General features: G+C 46.4%; 16 protein-coding genes and 1 riboswitch. Of the genes, 8 read left to right on the forward strand and 8 right to left on the reverse strand.

The window, feature by feature from the left end; translation table 11 throughout:
* Positions 1 to 60: 60 nt before the first annotated feature.
* The 5 genes from murC (at position 61) to asnS (ending at position 6990) form a co-directional block, all read left to right on the forward strand.
* Positions 61 to 1452, forward strand: a complete 1392-nt coding sequence (gene murC / locus J2Z34_RS05840) for a UDP-N-acetylmuramate--L-alanine ligase (protein ID WP_209458931.1) — start codon at positions 61 to 63, stop codon at positions 1450 to 1452.
* Between the two features lie 138 nt (positions 1453 to 1590).
* Complete coding sequence (locus tag J2Z34_RS05845; protein WP_245250531.1) at positions 1591 to 3261, forward strand: ABC transporter ATP-binding protein; 1671 nt, start codon at positions 1591 to 1593, stop codon at positions 3259 to 3261.
* Entirely contained in the window at positions 3261 to 5048 is a 1788-nt protein-coding gene (locus J2Z34_RS05850; RefSeq protein WP_209458932.1) for an ABC transporter ATP-binding protein, read from the forward strand. The genes J2Z34_RS05845 and J2Z34_RS05850 overlap by 1 nt, the downstream gene beginning before the upstream one ends.
* A gap of 9 nt (positions 5049 to 5057) precedes the next feature.
* Entirely contained in the window at positions 5058 to 5474 is a 417-nt protein-coding gene (locus J2Z34_RS05855; protein WP_209458933.1) for a DUF2500 domain-containing protein, read from the forward strand.
* Positions 5475 to 5604: 130 nt separating this feature from the next.
* Positions 5605 to 6990 (forward strand): asparagine--tRNA ligase, encoded by a 1386-nt coding sequence (gene asnS, locus J2Z34_RS05860; protein WP_209458934.1) that lies wholly within the window; start codon positions 5605 to 5607, stop codon positions 6988 to 6990.
* A gap of 189 nt (positions 6991 to 7179) precedes the next feature.
* Here asnS and J2Z34_RS05865 read toward each other — a convergent pair whose 3' ends face one another.
* The gene (locus tag J2Z34_RS05865; protein WP_280922305.1) at positions 7180 to 8274 is read right to left on the reverse strand and encodes a M24 family metallopeptidase; all 1095 of its coding nucleotides are present in this window, start codon (positions 8272 to 8274) and stop codon (positions 7180 to 7182) included.
* A complete protein-coding gene (locus J2Z34_RS05870; protein WP_209458935.1) occupies positions 8271 to 9770 on the reverse strand; it encodes a leucyl aminopeptidase in 1500 nt (499 codons plus the stop codon). Before J2Z34_RS05870 ends, J2Z34_RS05865 begins: the two co-directional genes overlap by 4 nt.
* Before the next feature lie 202 nt (positions 9771 to 9972).
* Here J2Z34_RS05870 and J2Z34_RS05875 point away from each other — a divergent pair, with 202 nt between their 5' ends.
* Both J2Z34_RS05875 and thiT read left to right on the forward strand, forming a co-directional pair.
* A complete protein-coding gene (locus J2Z34_RS05875; protein ID WP_209458936.1) occupies positions 9973 to 10821 on the forward strand; it encodes a DegV family protein in 849 nt (282 codons plus the stop codon).
* Positions 10822 to 10855: 34 nt separating this feature from the next.
* A riboswitch (TPP riboswitch) is annotated at positions 10856 to 10954 on the forward strand.
* Positions 10955 to 11015: 61 nt separating this feature from the next.
* The gene (gene thiT / locus J2Z34_RS05880; protein ID WP_209458937.1) at positions 11016 to 11681 is read left to right on the forward strand and encodes an energy-coupled thiamine transporter ThiT; all 666 of its coding nucleotides are present in this window, start codon (positions 11016 to 11018) and stop codon (positions 11679 to 11681) included.
* A gap of 49 nt (positions 11682 to 11730) precedes the next feature.
* On the opposite strand, the gene J2Z34_RS05885 is transcribed toward thiT, so the two are convergent.
* The 6 genes from J2Z34_RS05885 to J2Z34_RS05910 form a co-directional block, all read right to left on the reverse strand.
* Positions 11731 to 12627, reverse strand: coding sequence for an Mrp/NBP35 family ATP-binding protein (locus tag J2Z34_RS05885; protein WP_209458938.1), 897 nt, complete (start codon positions 12625 to 12627; stop codon positions 11731 to 11733).
* 10 nt (positions 12628 to 12637) lie between these two features.
* The gene (locus J2Z34_RS05890; protein WP_209458939.1) at positions 12638 to 13456 is read right to left on the reverse strand and encodes a YhfM domain-containing protein; all 819 of its coding nucleotides are present in this window, start codon (positions 13454 to 13456) and stop codon (positions 12638 to 12640) included.
* A gap of 4 nt (positions 13457 to 13460) precedes the next feature.
* Entirely contained in the window at positions 13461 to 14294 is an 834-nt protein-coding gene (gene rsmA, locus J2Z34_RS05895) for a 16S rRNA (adenine(1518)-N(6)/adenine(1519)-N(6))-dimethyltransferase RsmA (RefSeq protein ID WP_209458940.1), read from the reverse strand.
* Positions 14284 to 14838, reverse strand: a complete 555-nt coding sequence (gene rnmV, locus J2Z34_RS05900) for a ribonuclease M5 (RefSeq protein ID WP_209458941.1) — start codon at positions 14836 to 14838, stop codon at positions 14284 to 14286. The genes rsmA and rnmV overlap by 11 nt, the downstream gene beginning before the upstream one ends.
* A gap of 100 nt (positions 14839 to 14938) precedes the next feature.
* A complete protein-coding gene (locus tag J2Z34_RS05905; RefSeq protein ID WP_209458942.1) occupies positions 14939 to 15940 on the reverse strand; it encodes a resuscitation-promoting factor in 1002 nt (333 codons plus the stop codon).
* Positions 15941 to 16106: 166 nt separating this feature from the next.
* Positions 16107 to 16874 carry a TatD family hydrolase gene (locus tag J2Z34_RS05910; protein WP_209458943.1) on the reverse strand — a complete coding sequence of 256 codons (768 nt, stop codon included), beginning with the start codon at positions 16872 to 16874 and terminating at the stop codon, positions 16107 to 16109.
* 319 nt (positions 16875 to 17193) lie between these two features.
* Between J2Z34_RS05910 and J2Z34_RS05915 the strand changes: the two genes are divergently transcribed.
* Positions 17194 to 17883, forward strand: a complete 690-nt coding sequence (locus J2Z34_RS05915; protein WP_209458944.1) for a Crp/Fnr family transcriptional regulator — start codon at positions 17194 to 17196, stop codon at positions 17881 to 17883.
* The last annotated feature ends 464 nt before the right edge of the window (positions 17884 to 18347 follow it).

The following is an 18347-nucleotide window of genomic DNA, read 5'->3' on the forward strand; positions in this document are numbered from 1 at the left end:
ATGGGGGACTGTTTGACACCCCTAAGCTAAACCAAAAGAAAAATATCGGAGCTGATTTTTATGTCATTTGATTTCAGGGACTATAAAGGTAAAAAAGTTCATTTCATAGGAATAGGCGGAGTTTCCATGAGCGGCCTTGCCGCCATACTTCTCAGCAACAAGATAGAGGTCACGGGATCTGATTTCAGAGAATCTGAAACCGTCGAAAGCCTGCGTGACAGGGGAGCAAAAGTCATAATAGGCCATTTCAGGTCAAACATCACGGACCAGGACCTGGTGGTCTATACAGCAGCAATACGGGATGACAATGAAGAGCTTATGGAAGCCAAAGAGAGAGGAATAAGGACCCTGGACCGTTCCGAGTTCCTGGGACACCTTATGAAGAACTTCAAAAATTCCATATCCGTGTCAGGTACCCACGGAAAGACATCCACAACCTCCATGCTATCCTCCATTGCCATGAACAGCGATTCTGATCCGACAATACTTGTAGGCGGACAGCTTCCACTGATAGGCGGTAATTTCAGGATCGGAGAAAGCGACCTGTTCATAACTGAGGCCTGCGAATACAAGGGCTCATTCTTAAGGTTTCCTGCACTTACAGCAATCATCCTGAACGTTGAGGCAGACCACCTGGATTACTACAGGGACCTTCAGCACGTTCTGGATACCTTCAGGGAGTATGTGGCGATGATCCCCGCAGAGGGTACCATAGTTGCTAATGCTGATGATAAAAATATGGATTATGTCCTTACCGGTGCAAAGGCGAAGGTCTTAAGGTTCGGAATTGAAAATGGTGACCTTAGGGCAGAGCACATAACCTTCAGCGAGTCAGGAAAAGCAAGCTTTGACGTTTCGCTCAAAGGCGGATACCTGATGTCAGTAAGCATGGGAGTTCCGGGTAAGTTCAATGTCTCCAATGCACTTGCTGCTATTGGCGCATCCATTGCAGCGGGGATACCGCTTGAATCGATAGCGAAGGGACTTTCCTCGTATACCGGAGTGGACAAGAGGTTCCAGCACCTCTACACCGAAGGTGGGGTTACAGTCATTGACGATTATGCTCATCATCCAAGCGAGATAAGGGCAGCAATCGACACAGCCAAAAGAACTGATGCACGCAAGATACATGTTGTGTTCCAGCCTCACACCTACACCAGGACAAGGACCCTCTTCGAAGGCTTTACGGAAGCCTTTGATGATGTGGACACTCTGGTCCTTCTCGACATATATGCTGCAAGGGAGCTTGACACCGGACTCGTGACGTCAGAGGAGCTTGGGGATGCCATAAGGGCCAGGCATACAGTGACAGCAGTCAACTGCCACAGCTTCAGGGAAGCAGCTGAAAACATCATGCACTTCGCTTCTCCAGGCGACATGGTAATCACCATGGGAGCAGGTGAATCCGTAAAGGTAGCTGATATCATAAGACCGCTTCTAAAAGCCCTATAAAGGGTTGACATTATATATATATGATGTATCGTAAAGTCATGGGCTATTCCATGACTTTTCTACATCCAGGGGGTTTTTAAAATAGACAGAGTATACCAAGAGGTCAGGAAACACAAGCTTCTCGTAATCATCCCATCAATGGCGATGATTCTTTCTCTCGTCCTTGATTTCTTCAACCCACTCATAACACGTGCGATCATCGACAGGGTCGTGATTGGCGGAGAGAGGCATCTCCTTCTCCCTTTCATAGCAGGCCTTTTCGGCGTGACCATGTCGAGGGCTATCCTTGGCTACACCAAGGAATATCTCTTCGACCTTTTTTCAACAAAGGTGGTAATAAGGCTCAAGGATGACACCTACCGCCACATAATGAAGCTGAGCTTCAAATACTTCGATACCATGAACACCGGTGAGCTGATGGCAAGGATGAGCGAGGACGTGGAGAACGTATGGAATGCTGTCGCCTTCGGTTTAAGGCTCATTGTCGAGGACGCGCTTTATTTCGTACTCGCTTTAGGACTCCTCACGTACTTCAACTGGAAGCTTACCCTGATATGCCTTTTAATCATGCTTCCTATTGCGTGGATAGCTGTGCAGCTTGAAAAAAGGAGCACGAAGAGCTATGAGGAGATTTCAGACCATATAGCTAAGCTGAATACCACCGCACAGGAGAATATTGCCGGAGTCAGGCTCGTAAAGGCATTCTCGAGGGAGAGACACGAAATAGGCAAGTTCTTCGAGATGAACAGGAAAAACTTTGAGCTAAACAGCAAGCAGACAAAGATAATGTCTGATTACTTTCCGCCAATAGAGCTTCTGACTAATCTTGCAGTGGTAGCCATGGTTGCCTTCGGAGGCTTCTTCGTTACTACCGGCGAGATGACGCTTGGAACCCTCGTTGCATTTTCAACCTATATCTGGAACCTCATATGGCCCTTAAGGGACATGGGCTGGCTTATAAACCTGGCTTCACAGAATAAATCATCTCTCGGAAAGCTTGAGAAGATATTCAAGGAGGAGCCATCCATCAAGGATTCGGAAACTGCAGCAGGCCTTCCCATTTCAGGAAAAGTCGAATTCAGGGACCTCACATTCTCATACGGAGGTGAGAATGTGCTGGAGGACATATCCTTTACAGCTGGTTCAGGCAGCACAGTCGCCATAATGGGAACCACAGGTTCAGGAAAGTCTTCCCTGACAGGCCTCATCGGCAGATATTATGAATTCCAGTCAGGAAGTATATTGATCGATGATGTTCCTATAAGGGAGATAACCCTTGAAGCCTTAAGACGGAACATGTCGGTGGTCCCTCAGGACACCTTCCTGTTCTCTGATACCATTGAAAGCAATGTACGTCTTGGACGAAGGGATGCAACTGACGCTGAAGTCATTGAAGCGTTAGACCTTGCGTGCGCTGACTTTGTCGGAGAGCTTTCAGACGGGCCTGCAACCATAATCGGTGAAAGAGGCGTTGGGCTTTCAGGCGGTCAGAAGCAAAGGATCGCAATTGCCAGGGCAATTATAAGAAGGTCACCGATAATGATACTTGATGACGCAACAAGCGCCCTGGACATGGATACTGAATACAAGCTGTTAAGGAACCTGAAGCACCTGCCTTCAAAGAGCACATTATTCATAATCGCCCACAGGATATCCGCAGTAAAGAATGCCGACCTCATACTCATAATGGAGGATGGAAGGATAATCGAGCGCGGAACACACGAGGAGCTAGTCGCCAGAGGCGGAGCCTACTACGAAGTATACCGGGAGCAGTTCAAGGATTTCGACTCCCTCAGGGAGGAAGCATAATGGCAAAGAATACCGTAAAGCAGGATGAGAAATTTACCATAACAGGTAAACGGGAACTGATCTCCAGGCTATTCACATACATGGTTCCATACAGGAACGAGGTAACAATAGTCCTCACACTTATGGTCCTGGTCATGGTAGTCGGTCTCATCAATCCCTATTTCACAAGGCAGGCAATCGATGTATATATAAGGAATGAAGACATGAAGGGCTTGGCGCTTGTCGCAGGCATCATGGCCGGACTTAACATTTTAGCCATGGCAGCATCCCGTGCGAGGATATACAAGATGGGCATCGTAAGCAACAAGATCGTACTCAGCATGAGAGAGGACCTCTATGCACATATACAGAAGCTCTCATTCTCATTCTTCGACTCGAGGCCTGTAGGAAAGATACTGGCAAGGGTGGTTGGAGATGTCAATGCACTTCAGACGCTGTTCTCCAACTCCGTTACAAGCTTTCTTCCTCACATCCTTCAGCTCGCAATGGTTACAGTGATGATGTTCATCCTCAACTACAAGCTTGCTCTGGCTACCATGGCTGTCATGCCGCTTCTTGGCGGTGCCATGTTCATGATTGAAGCGAAGGCAAGACCAAGATGGCAGGAGTTCAGGAGCAAGCGAAGCAACCTCAACGCCTTCACGCATGAAAGCTTCGCCGGAGTAAGGGTGATACAAGGCTTTGCAACAGAGGATGACAGCAGGAAAACCCATGATTCCATGGTCACTGAAATGATGAAAAGCTTCATGAGCGCCATATTCCTGAACGACTTCTTCTGGCCTCTTGTTGAATCCTCATGGGGAATCGGCTCCTGCGTCGTTTATTTCGTCGGTGTTAATCTGGTTTTTGCAGGAGACATATCCCTTGGAACTCTCATAGCCTTCACCATGTATGTGAGCATGTTCTGGAGACCAGTCATGAACATCTCCAACTTTTACAATACTCTAATAACCAATTTCGCATCTGCGGAAAGGATCTTCGAGATCCTTGACATCAACCCGGACATTGAATCATCTGAGAAAGCTCTCGAAATGAAAAGGATAAATGGCAGCGTGGAGTTCAGGAATGTTGACTTCAGCTACGAGGATGGAATTCCCGTGCTGACGGATGTATCCTTTAAGGTCGAAGCCGGAGAATCCATTGCGCTTGTTGGAGAAACAGGTGCCGGAAAGACCACCATAGTCAATCTCCTTTCAAGGTTCTACGATACTGACAGCGGTGATGTGCTGATTGACGGAACAGACATCAGGACAGTGACTCTGGAATCTCTAAGAAGCCAGATGGGAATTATGCTTCAGGATACCTTCCTGTTTGCAGCCACAATCAGGGAGAACATAAGGTACGGAAAGCTCGATGCTGCAGATGAGGAAATCGAAAGGGCAGCAAGGGCGGTAAACGCCCATGACTTCATAATGAAGCTTGAGAACGGATATGATACGGAGATAAGGGAAAGAGGATCCAGACTGTCAGTTGGCCAGAGGCAGCTCATATCCTTTGCCAGGGCACTGCTTGCAGATCCTAGGATCCTGATCCTTGACGAAGCAACCTCGAACATCGATACCCAGACAGAAAGGCTCGTACAGGACGGAATAAAGAAGCTCCTTAAGAACAGGACCTCGTTTGTAATAGCACACAGGCTTTCCACCATAAGGGACTGTGACAGGATAATGGTAATAAACGGTGGAGTCATAACAGAGAGCGGCACCCATGAGGAGCTGCTGGCAATGAAGGGCGATTACTACAGCCTGTACATGTCTCAATACAGATTCTTGAGCGAAGGCGCATAGGAGGTACAAATGTACGATTCACCATTCAATTCAGGCTTCGGATTTTTCAGCATAATTCCATTCATAGTTGCACTTGGGTTCCTCATCGTAGGCTCTATGCTTATTCTCAACATAATTAGAGGAATAGGCGAATGGTCGAGGAACAACAATTCGCCGAAACAGGATGAAAGGGCTCTGGTAGTTGCAAAAAGGACCAACGTATCACATCACCACCATACTAACCAGAATGTCCCTTCATCAAGCACAAGCACCACATATTATGCGACCTTCGAGCTTATGTCGGGTGTAAGGCAGGAATTCCATGTGGCCGGAAATGTATTCGGGTACCTTGTGGAAGGTGACGAAGGCATGCTTTCATTCCAGGGAACAAGATACCTTGGCTTCCAGAGGGACATTCCGGGAGCCCAAAATCCTTCAACCACTTGAAGAAATCACCCCGATAGGTTAAAATGTATGTGCAATTGACAAACTTGGAGCAAAAATGTTCCGGGCTTCTAGTCCCCTCGGGACGGAAGCTCTTTTATTCTAAAGAATCAAACTATCAGGAGGAACGAAAATGCCATATGTAAAAGAGCTTTATACGAAGCCTGAAGACTTTGCAGGCAAGGAAGTTCTCGTCAGCGGATGGATAAGGACTTCAAGAGTCTCCAAGTCATTCGGGTTCATCGAGCTGAACGACGGTACTTTCTTCAAGAATCTGCAGGTTGTCTTCGATGACACTCTTCCAAATTTTTCAGATGTGTCAAAATACCATATAAGCACCGCAATCACTATCAAGGGAGACTTCGTGCTGACTCCCGAGGCCAAGCAGCCATTCGAGCTGAAGGCTAAGGAGATTATCCTTGAGGGCGAATCAAGCGCTGATTATCCTCTGCAGAAGAAGAGGCATACCTTTGAATACCTCAGGACAATAGCTCACTTAAGGCCGAGAGGAAACACCTATTCAGCCGTATTCAGGGTAAGGAGCATGGCAGCTTACGCCATACACAAGTTCTTCCAGGAAAGAGGCTTTGTATATGTACATACGCCGATAATCACCGGAAGCGATGCTGAAGGAGCAGGAGAAATGTTCAGGGTATCCACCCTTGATCCTATGAATCCTCCTCTTACTGAAGACGGCAAGATCGACTATTCAAAGGATTTCTTTGGAAAATCCTCCAACCTTACCGTATCCGGTCAGCTCAATGGCGAGGCTTATGCACTTGCATTCAGGAACATCTACACCTTCGGGCCTACCTTCAGGGCTGAGAACTCAAACACTGCAAGGCATGCGGCAGAGTTCTGGATGATAGAGCCTGAAATAGCTTTCGCAGAGCTCTCAGACAATATGCAGCTTGCAGAAGACATGCTGAAGTATGTCATAAGGTATATACTTGAAAATGCTCCTGAGGAAATGCAGTTCTTCAACAGCTTCATCGACAAGACACTTGTTGAAAGGCTCAATTTCCTTGTGGATTCTGAGTTCAAGAAGGTCACCTATACTGAAGCAGTGGAGCTTCTCCAGAAATCAGGAAAGGAATTCGACTACAAGGTTGAATGGGGAACTGACCTCCAGACTGAGCATGAGAGATACCTCACAGAAGAGATATTCAACATGCCGGTATTCGTAACTGATTATCCTAAGGAGATTAAGGCATTCTACATGAGGCTAAACGATGACGGAAAGACCGTAGCAGCAATGGACTGCCTTGTTCCGGGAGTCGGAGAGATCATAGGAGGAAGCCAGAGGGAAGAAAGGCTTGACGTGCTGCTGGACAGGATGAACAAGCTGGGACTTAACGAAGAGGATTACTGGTGGTACCTTGAGCTCAGAAAATACGGCGGTGCCAAGCATGCAGGATTTGGACTCGGCTTTGAGAGACTCATCATGTACATGACAGGCATGACCAACATAAGGGATGTAATACCGTTCCCGAGGACCCCTAAGAGCTCAGATTTCTAAATCTCCATCACAAACACACCATCTGAATTGTGAAGGCATTTTCTATTCAGAACTTCAAATGCCAATGAAATAGCTATGAAATCAGTTGAGGCGCGCTCCGGATTCGGAGTGCGCCTCGTTTTATCTTCTAATCTTCAATATGCAGACATACCTTCATTAAGATACAGATACTCTGCACCTATTATCCATCTACTCTGCATCATTGCCAATTACCTTAATTTCCTTTGTGTATGAGTTAAGGACCTTATGGCCATCTTCAGTCACAAGCACCAGATCCTCGATCCTCACTCCCACATCGCCCTGAAGGTAGATTCCAGGCTCAACTGAGAACACCATTCCAGGCTCAAGTACCGAAGTGTTTGCTGATGATACATCTCCAGCCTCATGCACATCGATTCCGATTGAGTGCCCTGTCCTGTGGGTGAAGTAGCTGCCGAAGCCTTTTTCTTCTATGTATCCTCTAGCTGCCTGATCAATGTCGCAGAACCTAACTCCTGGCCTGACCTTCTCAATAGCCCTGACATTTGCTTCGAGCACTGTCCTGTAGACTTCCCCGGACCTTTCAGGAACCTCTTTCCAGAATACTGTCCTTGTCATGTCTGAGCAATATCCATCCTTTCTGCAGCCTATGTCTATGATTATGGAGTCACCAGCCTTAAGCCTTGCACCTGAATTGCTGTGGTGAGGATTCGCTCCGTTGGCACCGAAGGCTATTATCGGCTCGAAGGAGAATCCTTCGGTTCCAAGCTGCTCATAGATGTCTGAAAGCAGCTTTGCCAGATCCTTTTCAGTATGGTGTTCACTTATGGAGTTCACAAGTATCTCTATAGCCGTGTCGTTAAGCCTTGAGGCCTCTTCCATCAAACGAGCCTCAGCCTCGTCCTTTATTGCCCGTATGGTATCTACGATTGGTGAGGAGTTCACGAAATCAGACATTCCTGTCTTTTCCATCAGGCTTATCAGGAATCCCGAAGGCCACGTCTTGTCAATGCCTAAAGGCTTGTCAGCTTCAATCTTACCGGCTATCATCCCTATGCCGTCCGAAGTGTCCCTGAGCCAGACTATTTCAAGCCCTTTGGCCTCAGCCGTGGGGAACAGCTCGTTGATGAAAAGGACTGGTGATCCGTTTCCTCTGACAAGAAGGGCCAGAAGCCTTTCACCGGGATGGATATCCTTGCCCGTAAGGTAAAGTATTGAAGAAGGGTCAGACACTATCATCTGGCTGAGCCCCTTTTCCTTCATGGCATTTATTGCCCTGCCGAGTCTGTCATCTGCCGCACTCAATTCTTTTCACCACAGCCGCAGCCTGATTCCGGAGTTTCCAGAGCCAGATTGTATAGGGTCTTCACTCCGGTTCCTGTAGCGCCCTTGGGCAGATAGCCCTTTCCTGCTGTGAGATATGCAGTGCCTGCTATGTCAAGATGGACCCAGGGTGTGTCACCTGTGAATTCCCTGAGGAATGCAGCTGCGCTGATTGCTCCGCCCCACCTGCCTCCGCTGTTCTTGAGGTCCGACCTGGTCCCTTTAACTAGCTCCCTGTACTCTTCATTGAGTGGAAGCTGCCATGTAGGCTCAGCTGACTTTTCCGCTGCATTCTTAACCCTCTTCATTAGCTCATCGTCGCTGGCAAAGGCTCCTGACATCTGCTCGCCAAGTGCCACAACGCAGGCTCCTGTCAAAGTTGCTATGTCTACAACCTCGTCAACCTTTTCTTTGGTAATGATATAGTGAAGTGCATCTGCCAGGGTCAGTCGCCCCTCAGCATCCGTGGACAGTATCTCGATGGTCTTCCCTGCCATGGATCCAATGATGTCTCCGGGCTTATAGGCCTCCCCATTCACCATGTTCTCGGTCGCAAGAACCACGGCTGTAACATTCCTTTTCACGTCGTTAAGCGCGAGTGCTTTCATCGCCCCGATGACTGCCGCTGAGCCTCCCATGTCGTCATACATGGTTACCATGGAGTCCTTGGGCTTCAGTGAATATCCTCCGGAATCGTAGGTGACTCCCTTTCCGACAAGTCCCAATAGTCTTTGGCTTTCCTTGTCACCCTTATATCTCATTATTATTACTTTCGGCTCCTCGGATGATCCCTTGGCAACAGCCAGGAACGCTGCCATACCAAGCTCGGCAGCAGAAGATCTTCCAAGCACCTCAACTTCAACTCCAAGGGAAGTAAGTTCCTTTTCTGCTATTACTGCCAGTGACCCTGGTGTTAGCGATATAGCTGGCTCGTTGACCAGGTCCCTTGCAAGAAACACTGCATCCATAAGGTTTATAGTCTCAGCAATAGCCGACTTTACCTTATCCTCCTTGCCTTCCTTAATGAAGAATGACATCTCAAGTCCCGTATGATTTTTCTTTTTAGCCAGGTACTTGTCGAAGGTATATGCGCTTTGCAGCATCCCTTCAACCCATGCCTTCGTAGTCTCCCTGTAGCAAAGTCCTGAAAGCTTGGATATCATCATGCAGGCAGAAGCAACCTTGTTTGATGAAAGCTCCTGCGCAGCCTTGAATCCCGCCTTCCTTACCTGTTCCAGGTTGACGGATTTCTCCTTTCCAAGACCGATGAATATCAAAACCCCTTTGCGGGCTGCATCCAGAGTGGTATATACCTCACCGGATTTTCCTGTGAATATTCCCTTCTCCGACAGGAAAGCATATTCTTCCCTGTAGGCTTCTTCTACTGCTACGTCCTCGCAGACCGGTATTACAACATTATCCTTTTCCATGTCCAGAGTGAAACTGAACATCTCATGAAGGCTCTTATCAGCCATCATAGTCACTCTCCTTCCTTATCCGCTGCCAAAAAGAAGCGGAAATGATGCGGTCATCTAAAGACCGACATCTATATTCTACTATCTTGAGTGGTGCAAATACACCTGAAATTTCAAAAACAATATATGAACAGAATCAGTTTCATTGTTTATCTTTAATCGCTTTGCTATACTTTAGTTAAGTAAACCCGGAGAGGAGATTAGAATGAATAAGATAGCACTTGTCACAGACAGCGCCTGTGACCTGACAGACGAAGAGCTCAAGGAATGCGGAGCAAGGCTCCTGCCGCTAAGAATAATCTACGCTGACAGAGAATACAGGGACAGAGTTGAGATACATCCGGATGAGGTATATGCGAACCTGGAGAAGGAAGTCCCAAAGACAAGCCTTCCATCAGGTGAAGACATCGAGATACTGTACAATGAACTGAAGAACGAAGGATATACCCATGTGCTCGGCGTGTTCATATCAAGCGGTCTATCAGGAACAGCAAACGCAGTCAAGATGTACGCTGAAGAGCAGCCTTCAATGGTGACCCATGTCTTCGACACCAAGAACCTTTCAATGGCAGAAGGGATAACAGTACTTGAGGCTGGAAGACTGATCAAGTCAGGTATTGGAATCGAAGAGATCCTTGAAAAGCTCTCAGCATTCCAGGAAACAATTGATACTTATTATTACGTTGATACCCTGGAATACCTTATGAAGGGCGGAAGGATCGGAAAGGTAGCAGGAACCATAGGTCAGCTCCTGAATATGAAGCCAATCATATCTGTCAACCGCGATGGCATATACTATACGATTGCCAAAGCCAAGGGCAGAAAGCAGGCACTCCTGAGGCTTGTCGGAATCCTGGAGGAAAACCTGGAAAAATACAAATGCAAAGTATATGTCATGCATGGTGCTGCGCTTGAAGAGGGCAAAGCACTGGTAGATACAATCATGAAGATGAAGAACGTCCAGAGCATGGATCTGAGGCAAATCAGCCCTGCACTTGGAGTACACACCGGCAAGGGACTTCTGGGCATATGCATTCAGAGAAATCCCCTATAAGATTGACCAAAGCATAAATATGTATTAGAATAATAAAAAAGGCTAGGGGTGCCCGAAAGGGCTGAGAGGCGGAAAGCTAACCCTGTAACCTGATCTGGTTAGTACCAGCGTAGGGAAGCGGAAAAAGTGGTTTCAAACCGTCTTGCACCGCAGGACGGTTTTTATTTTTCCAGCCTATAAAAGGAGGTAAAATAATGTTTCTATCAATTCTTGAAAGCTTCAGCGAGGCATTTGCTGCGCTCAGGGACAATCCAATGGCTATTGCTGCGCTTGTGATCCTTTTAGGTGGCATAGTATTTCTCATAAGCCTTAGGAAGGTCAAGCTTACACCTCAGCTTATGGCGAAGATCGCGATGGCTGTGGCATTATCTGCGGTACTCAACAACATCATCCTGTACAAGATGCCTCAGGGTGGAAGCGTGACGCTTGCTTCAGTGCTGCCTATCATTATACTGTCGTATGCTTACGGACCTGAAGTCGGAATGCTTACAGGATTCCTGTTCGGAGTAGTCAACCTGTTCATGGGACCGTACATAGTGCACCCGATACAGACACTTCTCGACTATCCGATACCATTCATGCTGATAGGCGTATCCGGATTCTTCAGCAACAGATTTGTAGGTGCAGTGGCAGCTCATGTATTAAGGCTCATCCCTCATGTCCTTTCTGGCGTAGTATTCTTTGCAGAATATGCACCTGAAGGCATGAAGACAGGGAGCGCGCTCTGGATCTATTCAATAACCTACAATACCCCGTTCCTTCTTGGAGAAATGGCTATAATACTCGCAGTGATCGCATTAGTTCCATGGAACAGACTGCTTAGGGCTGTGAACTCAGGGTATAAGGCTTCAGCAAAATAAATTCAGAATACTAAGGACCATACTTCACACTGAAGTATGGTCCTCTCTTTTAGCTATTCAAGAATGGTATCGACTTTTTCTTAGCCTCTGCGACCCTCTTTGCAATCTCATCCTCGTCGTTTCTGAAGGCTTCCATCAGGATGTCATAGTCCTTATTGGTTGCAGCATAGCGTTCAGCCATACCTTCTTCAAGATAGGATGCGAAGTCAGGATCAATTGGAAGTTCTGCAAGCAAAGGCAGACCCATCTTATCAGCCTGGCTTTCTGCGGTGTTCCTTGAAAATACGTTCATCTTCTCTCCGCAGCCGAAACATCTGATGTACGACATGTTCTGGACTACTCCCTTTATTGGCACCTCAAGCTTATCAGCCATGTTAACCACCTTCTTAACGATCATGGAGACCATGTCCTGTGGTGTTGATACCACAACAAGGTAGTCCACCGGGAACTGCTGCATTATAGTCAGTGCAATGTCGCCTGTACCGGGCGGCATATCAATCAGGAGGTAGTCAAGGTCACCCCAGTCCGTGTCCTGGAAAAGCTGCGTCAGCACGTTGCCAAGCACGGGACCCCTCCAAAGGAGCGGTTCCTCCTCTTCTATCATGAAGTTCATTGATATTGTCTTAATCCCAAGACCTGTTTCGACCGGGATGAACTTGAATACGTCCTTCACATCAGTAGGTGCATATCCGGTCCTTTCCTCGTTAATACCAAAAAACCTCGGTATTGACGGACCCGTCATGTCCCCGTCAAGAACGCCTACCCTGAAGCCGAGCTTCCTCAGCTGAACCGCAAGTATTCCTGTAACGCTTGACTTTCCGACTCCGCCTTTTCCGCTTATCACTCCCACAACATGTCTTATCTTTCCATACTTAGGCTTTAAAAAATCGCATTTGATATCCTTATTGCATCCGCTCTTTGATGCACAGGTTGAACATGATGACATTGAAACCTCCCTAGAAGCCTTCCGGCTTCTCTTCTGATATTATCGTATCCCACTTGCTTATATCGTTGGAATATTTACCGTAGATATAGAAGCTTCTTTTTGTAAAGTCTTTTTCATTCCTGAGGCTCACGACAGCCTTGAACACGTTGGTCTTGTACCCCTGAGTCCTGACTTCAAGCACGATATCAGTCTTTTCTCCAGATGCAAGAAGCACGGCTCCCTTACTTAGCAGCTGTGTCCTGAAATCCTCAATATCCCTGGATATCTGGTATTTGAGCGTATCTACATCGTTATATATCCTGATGCCAATGCTCATTCCTTCATATTCTTCCTTCAGAAGTCCTGTAAGCTCAGAAAGCGAGTCATAGTAGATATTCTCGAAATACTTTGGTTTCCTCAGTGTATACAGATTCCTTATCAGGTCGTTGTCGATCCTCTCGGGGACCCTGTAGCTCTTCTCATCGTTGTAGAAATTGCCCTTGTCCTGGTTTGAGACTCCGGCCACATAGTCATACTCGATAACCGTCCCATCTATCATATGGAACTCAAATGTATAGTCAGGGGCAAATACAGACTTCTCTTCCGTAGAATCTGCCTTCTTCAGGCTTGAATACAGATCTCCAATGGCTATCTTATCCGTTACCACGAACCTGAAGCCCTTGTCCCTTACGCTCTGTATGATTATGGATTCAAGGTCCTCGCTCTTAAGGAACTCAAAATCCTGATTGATCATTCCGTATCTTAACCTTAGCGAGTCTATCGCTGAACATCCCTGCAGCATTAACATCATGATGAGCAGTGCGGAGATGAAATGAAGCTTCCTTTTCAATCCGTCACCTTCTTTTTCCTATTGCATTGGAAAGCTCAGCGAATTTCTCGACTGAAAGGGTCTCTCCCCTCACCTTACTGTCGATTCCGCATTCCGCCATCGCCTCATCTATTGTTTCCCTGCTTACGCCCATGGATTTCAGACCGTTGACAAGGGTTTTTCTCCTCATGTTGAATGAGTGCCTCACAATGTTGAAGAACAGCTTTTCATCTTCAACTTCAGCTCTTGGCTTATCAAGCTTATTGAGCCTTATCACAGTGGAATCTATCTTCGGTCTCGGTATGAAAGCCGATGGCGGTACATTCCTTACGACCTTGATGTCACAGTAGTACCTCACAAGGATTGTAAGCGAGCCATAATCCTTGGTTCCGGGAACAGCTGCCATTCTCTCTGCAACCTCCTTCTGAACCATGATCGTAAGGCTGTCGAAATCCATTCCGCTGGAAAGTATCCCGGCAATTATCGGTGTTGTGACATAATAAGGCAGATTAGCAACGAACTTGACCCTTACACCGTCAGCTATGGCCTTGAGGTCAAGCTTCACGGCATCACCGTGCACGAGAGTGAAGTTGTCATACTCCTTAAGCTCTTCGGTGAGTATCGGAATAAGCTCCTCATCAAGCTCTATGGCTGTGACCTTTCCAGCATGCTCGAGAAGCTGCCTTGTAAGAGTACCCACTCCTGGTCCTATCTCTATGACAGAATCATCTTTGGTTATCTCCGCCCCTGCTATTATGTCATCTACTACCCTAAGGTCTGTAAGGAAGTTCTGCCCCAGACTCTTTGTGAATCTGAAGCCATATTTTTCAACAATGCTCCTGGTACTTCTATTCTCCATCAGAATACTCCTCAAAATTGGCTTTCAGGGCTTTAGCAAATTCCTCCACCCCAATACCGTATGAATTTAGCCTTTTCAGGAACGCCGCAGTATTTGCATAGCCGATTCCCAAAGCCTTTCCCATTATCTGTCTTCTTGCCTTCGAATCGGGTCTTCCTGTAAGACCGAATCTTAGCATATCCTCCATGTTGAAGGTTATCGCCCTGTCTGACTGGCCTGCCCTGGCATTTGAAAGAGCTCGCCTTATTGCTTCAGGCGAAGCGTTCTCAACACCGATATCGCCGTCTTTGGTCCCTTCCGAACGCATTATGTATGCATGCTTAATTCCGGGTACCCTCTTGGATATTATCCGTCTTATGTGCTCGCCAGCAAAATCAGGATCGGTGAGCACGATAACTCCCTTCCTTGAAGCTGCCTCTCTAATGAGGTCGATTATCCTTGCATTTATCCCGTAGCCTCCGACAGCAATGACTTCAGCATCGACAGCTCTCTTGACTGCCGTGATGTCATCCCTTCCCTCAACCACAATTATTTCGCTAATCATAAATATACCCACCTAAAAAAGTTCTACAGTCTATTATAGCAGAGAAATCCTCTGCAAAAAAACAAATCCGGTTACCCGGATTCATTTCTTATTACTCTTATCAGTCAAGTATGTAGATCCTGACGTATTTGACTCCCCATCTGATGCAATCAGATTCAGAATTCATGAACACGTCTATCCTGTCTCCCTTGATTGCGCCGCCAACATCCTGTGCTATCGCATATCCGTAGCCTTCAACATAGACCCTTGTTCCCAGCGGAATCTTAGTCCTGTCTACAGCTATTGTGGACCATCCTGAAGGATTCCTTACAGGTACTGCTCCGCTTGCTGTAATGCCGTCACCTGCGTAAGCAGTGGCCCTTACAGTGTAGGTGCTTGAATAGCTAAGGCTTTCAGGCAGCGGGCCTCTGGTTGCCGTATTGACGGCAGCATAGCTCATTACCTTGGTTCCCACTGCGACAATCTTGTCCACCGGGCTCTTTGTGACATTCTCTCCCACAAGCTCCTCAGATACCAGCACACCGTCCTCGTACGTCCTTTCCTTGGTCAGAACCTTCTCTCCTGCACTGCCTTCCTGAGTAACCTTCTTAGTACCCTTCATTATAGAAGCGTCTTTCTTCTCCTGCACTCCGAAAGCTATAGTTACATTTTCAGTAACCATTTCTTTTGTTACCCTTACTATTGTTATTTCCATGTCCCTTGACACGAGCGTCTCTGTAGGAACCGATATCTTATCGATTTCGCCCAAAGTTACACTTTCTGCATTAAGAAAATCCTCAACCGTCTTCTCAGCGGTCATGAATTCCTGTATAGCTCCATCCGCATATAGCACCACTGGGACTGCCCTCGTGATTACTATTCTGTCCTGCTTCGCCAGGTCTTCTTCGTTTCCCTTGTCGATCTTATCCTTGCTATCAATTGTTATTCCGTTCTCAGCCAAAAAATCGGCTACTGTAGTCACATAAGTATCGATGACCTGTTCTTTTCCGTCAACCACCAAAGTCACGTGCTTCTTCATGCTGTTTATTGCAAATGCTGTCGTAAATACGACAAATGCTGCGAACAGCGATATGAGCACTCCCTTAGAAAAGAATTTTTTCATGTTTCGACCTCCTCGTTGAGTAACGTCATCATTATATCCACACCCATTGCAAGTGTCAAAAAAATCACCCCAAACCCGCACTGTTATGCGGTTTAGAGCGATTTCACAATTTCAAATGTTAACAATTTATGAACGAAATTCTTTACAACTAACTAATTGGTTCATCTCATATGCCAAGCAGCCTTCTAGCGTTGTCAGCTGTTGCTTCCAGCACTTCCTCGACATTATTCCCCTTAAGCTCTGCTATCTTTTCAGCTACATGGATCAGGTAGTCAGACCTGTTCCTTTTTCCCCTGTAGGGGACCGGTGCCATGTACGGAGCATCTGTCTCTAATAGCAGCCTGTCCAAAGGTATTTCTTTAATGACCTCAGGAAGTTTCCTTGCATTCTTGAAGGTTGCAACTCCTGATATACCCAGATAGTATCCCAAGGCGACTGCTTCACGTGCCATCTCAACGCTGCCTGAAAAGGAATGGAAGACCCCTGTGACCTCAGGAAATTCCCTTACAATCTGGAGGATGTCACCATGAGCATCTCTGTCGTGTAAAATCACTGGCATTCCAAGGGTTTTCGCGATTTCCATCTGGTCCCTCATCACCTTTTTCTGTATCTCCTTAGGAGGATTGGATTCCCAGTAGTAATCAAGACCGATCTCTCCCACCGCCCTGAACCTTTCACCCTTGAGAAGTTCGATCATCTCAGCTTTTACACTCTCATTGTATTCATCGGCATTTTCAGGATGGATTCCACAGGCACCGTATATGAACGGGTAGGTTTCCGTAAGTATTCTCGTTGTCTCAATGGACTTGTAATCAGAGCTCATGTTGAGTATGCCGACCACACCGGACTTCTTAAGCTCAATAAGGAGCTCTTCCCTGTCCTCATCAAACTGTTCATCATCGTAATGTGCATGTGAGTCAAATATATTATTCATTTTTGCGATCCTTTCCGCTTCATATTCCAGTCTTCATTTCTTTACATCTTCATATATATGAATAATTTGTAAATATTTAAGGCGAATGTTCATGATTCATTCATATTAATAAAATATCATTGCGCCCCAATGCTAATTTCAGTTGTGAAGACATCTTTACAGGTGTTAACATTTCATTTTTGTCTCTTTTTTGTCAGATTTTCGTCACTAAACGTTCTTTTTTCATTCCGATTGAGTGGTTTACCACCAATATGCTATACTTAAATGGCAGTGCTGCCTTGCATGATTTCCTTCATTTTACGGCGGCTGGGAGAAAAGTATGAAAAACAGACCGACACTGGAGCTTATAAAGAAAAACCCACTTTTCAGCACCTTCACCGAGGTTGAGATCGACGATGTGCTGAACAATTTAAATTATAACCTCAGGACATATCAAAAGGAAGAGTATCTGTTCATCCAGGGAGACGAATGCAGGACCATATTTCTATTGCTGAGCGGCACAATCGAAGTACAGAAGATTGACCCGTCAGGGAAGATGCTCCTGCTGATGGATGTCGAGAAGGATGAGGTGATCGGTGCGGGAGTTGTATTTTCCGGACATGACAAGCATCAGATGAGCGCATTCGCTAAGTCTGACATAAGCGTTCTCGAAATGGAAAAGTCGTCTGTCCTCAAGCTGTGCCGAATGAACGAGAATTTTCTTGAACTGTTCCTGAAGTCACTTTCAGGCAGGACCTATATGCTTACGCAAAGGATAAGAGAAGTAACCCTTAAGACACTAAAAGAAAAGATATGCGAATATCTATATTCCATACATTCGAAAAAAGGAAGCCTTGATGTCAGAATCCCCTTTACCAAGAAATACTGGGCTGAAACCCTGGGAGTACAGAGGCCTTCGCTGTCCAGGGAGCTTGCGAATCTCTCAAGGGAGGGACTCATAATCATGAAGGGTGACCTGATACGGATAATTGACCTCGATGAGGTTAGAAAAATAGCCCTGAAATCCTGAAAAAGGACAAAAAAAAAGACCCTGCCAGTGAAACTTCTGTTTCACAGATGGGTATCATCCGCAGCTCCCTACCGGGCTGCAATGCCTTTCAATAAGCTGCAGGACTCTCCATTTTGAACTTGTATTGCATCTTCAGCATAGGTTTGGCTCCTTAAGCTTTATTCTGGCTGCAATCTTTTCAGCCTCACGGGACTGAGTTAAAGTTCTAATGAATTGTATACTAATAAACCCCTGTTGTCAACATTAGTTTTTGGTTCTTTCTTAATGGTCTGTGATCCTAATTTGAAACCTAATTTGAAAAATTAAATTCCATGATTTAAAAGAGATATCAGTAGAAGTTACTCTGGCAAAGTGGGAAGTGGAAGTTACTCTGACAGAAGGGTAAGATGTTGGTGATGGTGCCTCACTGGAGGTAAGCATGGATAAGCACTCTCACCTGACATTTGACGACAGGCTCAAAATCC

This window comes from Youngiibacter multivorans (assembly GCF_017873395.1).
GTDB classification, from domain to species: domain Bacteria; phylum Bacillota; class Clostridia; order Clostridiales; family Clostridiaceae; genus Youngiibacter; species Youngiibacter multivorans.

What these genes read in the sequence shown, in the direction of transcription:
- murC (WP_209458931.1), top strand. Translation starts at nt 61, where the DNA reads ATGTCATTTGATTTCAGGGACTATAAAGGTAAAAAAGTTCATTTCATA.
- J2Z34_RS05845 (WP_245250531.1), top strand. Translation starts at nt 1,591, where the DNA reads ATGGCGATGATTCTTTCTCTCGTCCTTGATTTCTTCAACCCACTCATA.
- J2Z34_RS05850 (WP_209458932.1), top strand. Translation starts at nt 3,261, where the DNA reads ATGGCAAAGAATACCGTAAAGCAGGATGAGAAATTTACCATAACAGGT.
- J2Z34_RS05855 (WP_209458933.1), top strand. Translation starts at nt 5,058, where the DNA reads ATGTACGATTCACCATTCAATTCAGGCTTCGGATTTTTCAGCATAATT.
- asnS (WP_209458934.1), top strand. Translation starts at nt 5,605, where the DNA reads ATGCCATATGTAAAAGAGCTTTATACGAAGCCTGAAGACTTTGCAGGC.
- J2Z34_RS05870 (WP_209458935.1), bottom strand. Translation starts at nt 9,770, where the DNA reads ATGATGGCTGATAAGAGCCTTCATGAGATGTTCAGTTTCACTCTGGAC.
- J2Z34_RS05875 (WP_209458936.1), top strand. Translation starts at nt 9,973, where the DNA reads ATGAATAAGATAGCACTTGTCACAGACAGCGCCTGTGACCTGACAGAC.
- thiT (WP_209458937.1), top strand. Translation starts at nt 11,016, where the DNA reads ATGTTTCTATCAATTCTTGAAAGCTTCAGCGAGGCATTTGCTGCGCTC.
- J2Z34_RS05885 (WP_209458938.1), bottom strand. Translation starts at nt 12,627, where the DNA reads ATGTCATCATGTTCAACCTGTGCATCAAAGAGCGGATGCAATAAGGAT.
- rsmA (WP_209458940.1), bottom strand. Translation starts at nt 14,294, where the DNA reads ATGGAGAATAGAAGTACCAGGAGCATTGTTGAAAAATATGGCTTCAGA.
- rnmV (WP_209458941.1), bottom strand. Translation starts at nt 14,838, where the DNA reads ATGATTAGCGAAATAATTGTGGTTGAGGGAAGGGATGACATCACGGCA.
- J2Z34_RS05905 (WP_209458942.1), bottom strand. Translation starts at nt 15,940, where the DNA reads ATGAAAAAATTCTTTTCTAAGGGAGTGCTCATATCGCTGTTCGCAGCA.
- J2Z34_RS05910 (WP_209458943.1), bottom strand. Translation starts at nt 16,874, where the DNA reads ATGAATAATATATTTGACTCACATGCACATTACGATGATGAACAGTTT.
- J2Z34_RS05915 (WP_209458944.1), top strand. Translation starts at nt 17,194, where the DNA reads ATGAAAAACAGACCGACACTGGAGCTTATAAAGAAAAACCCACTTTTC.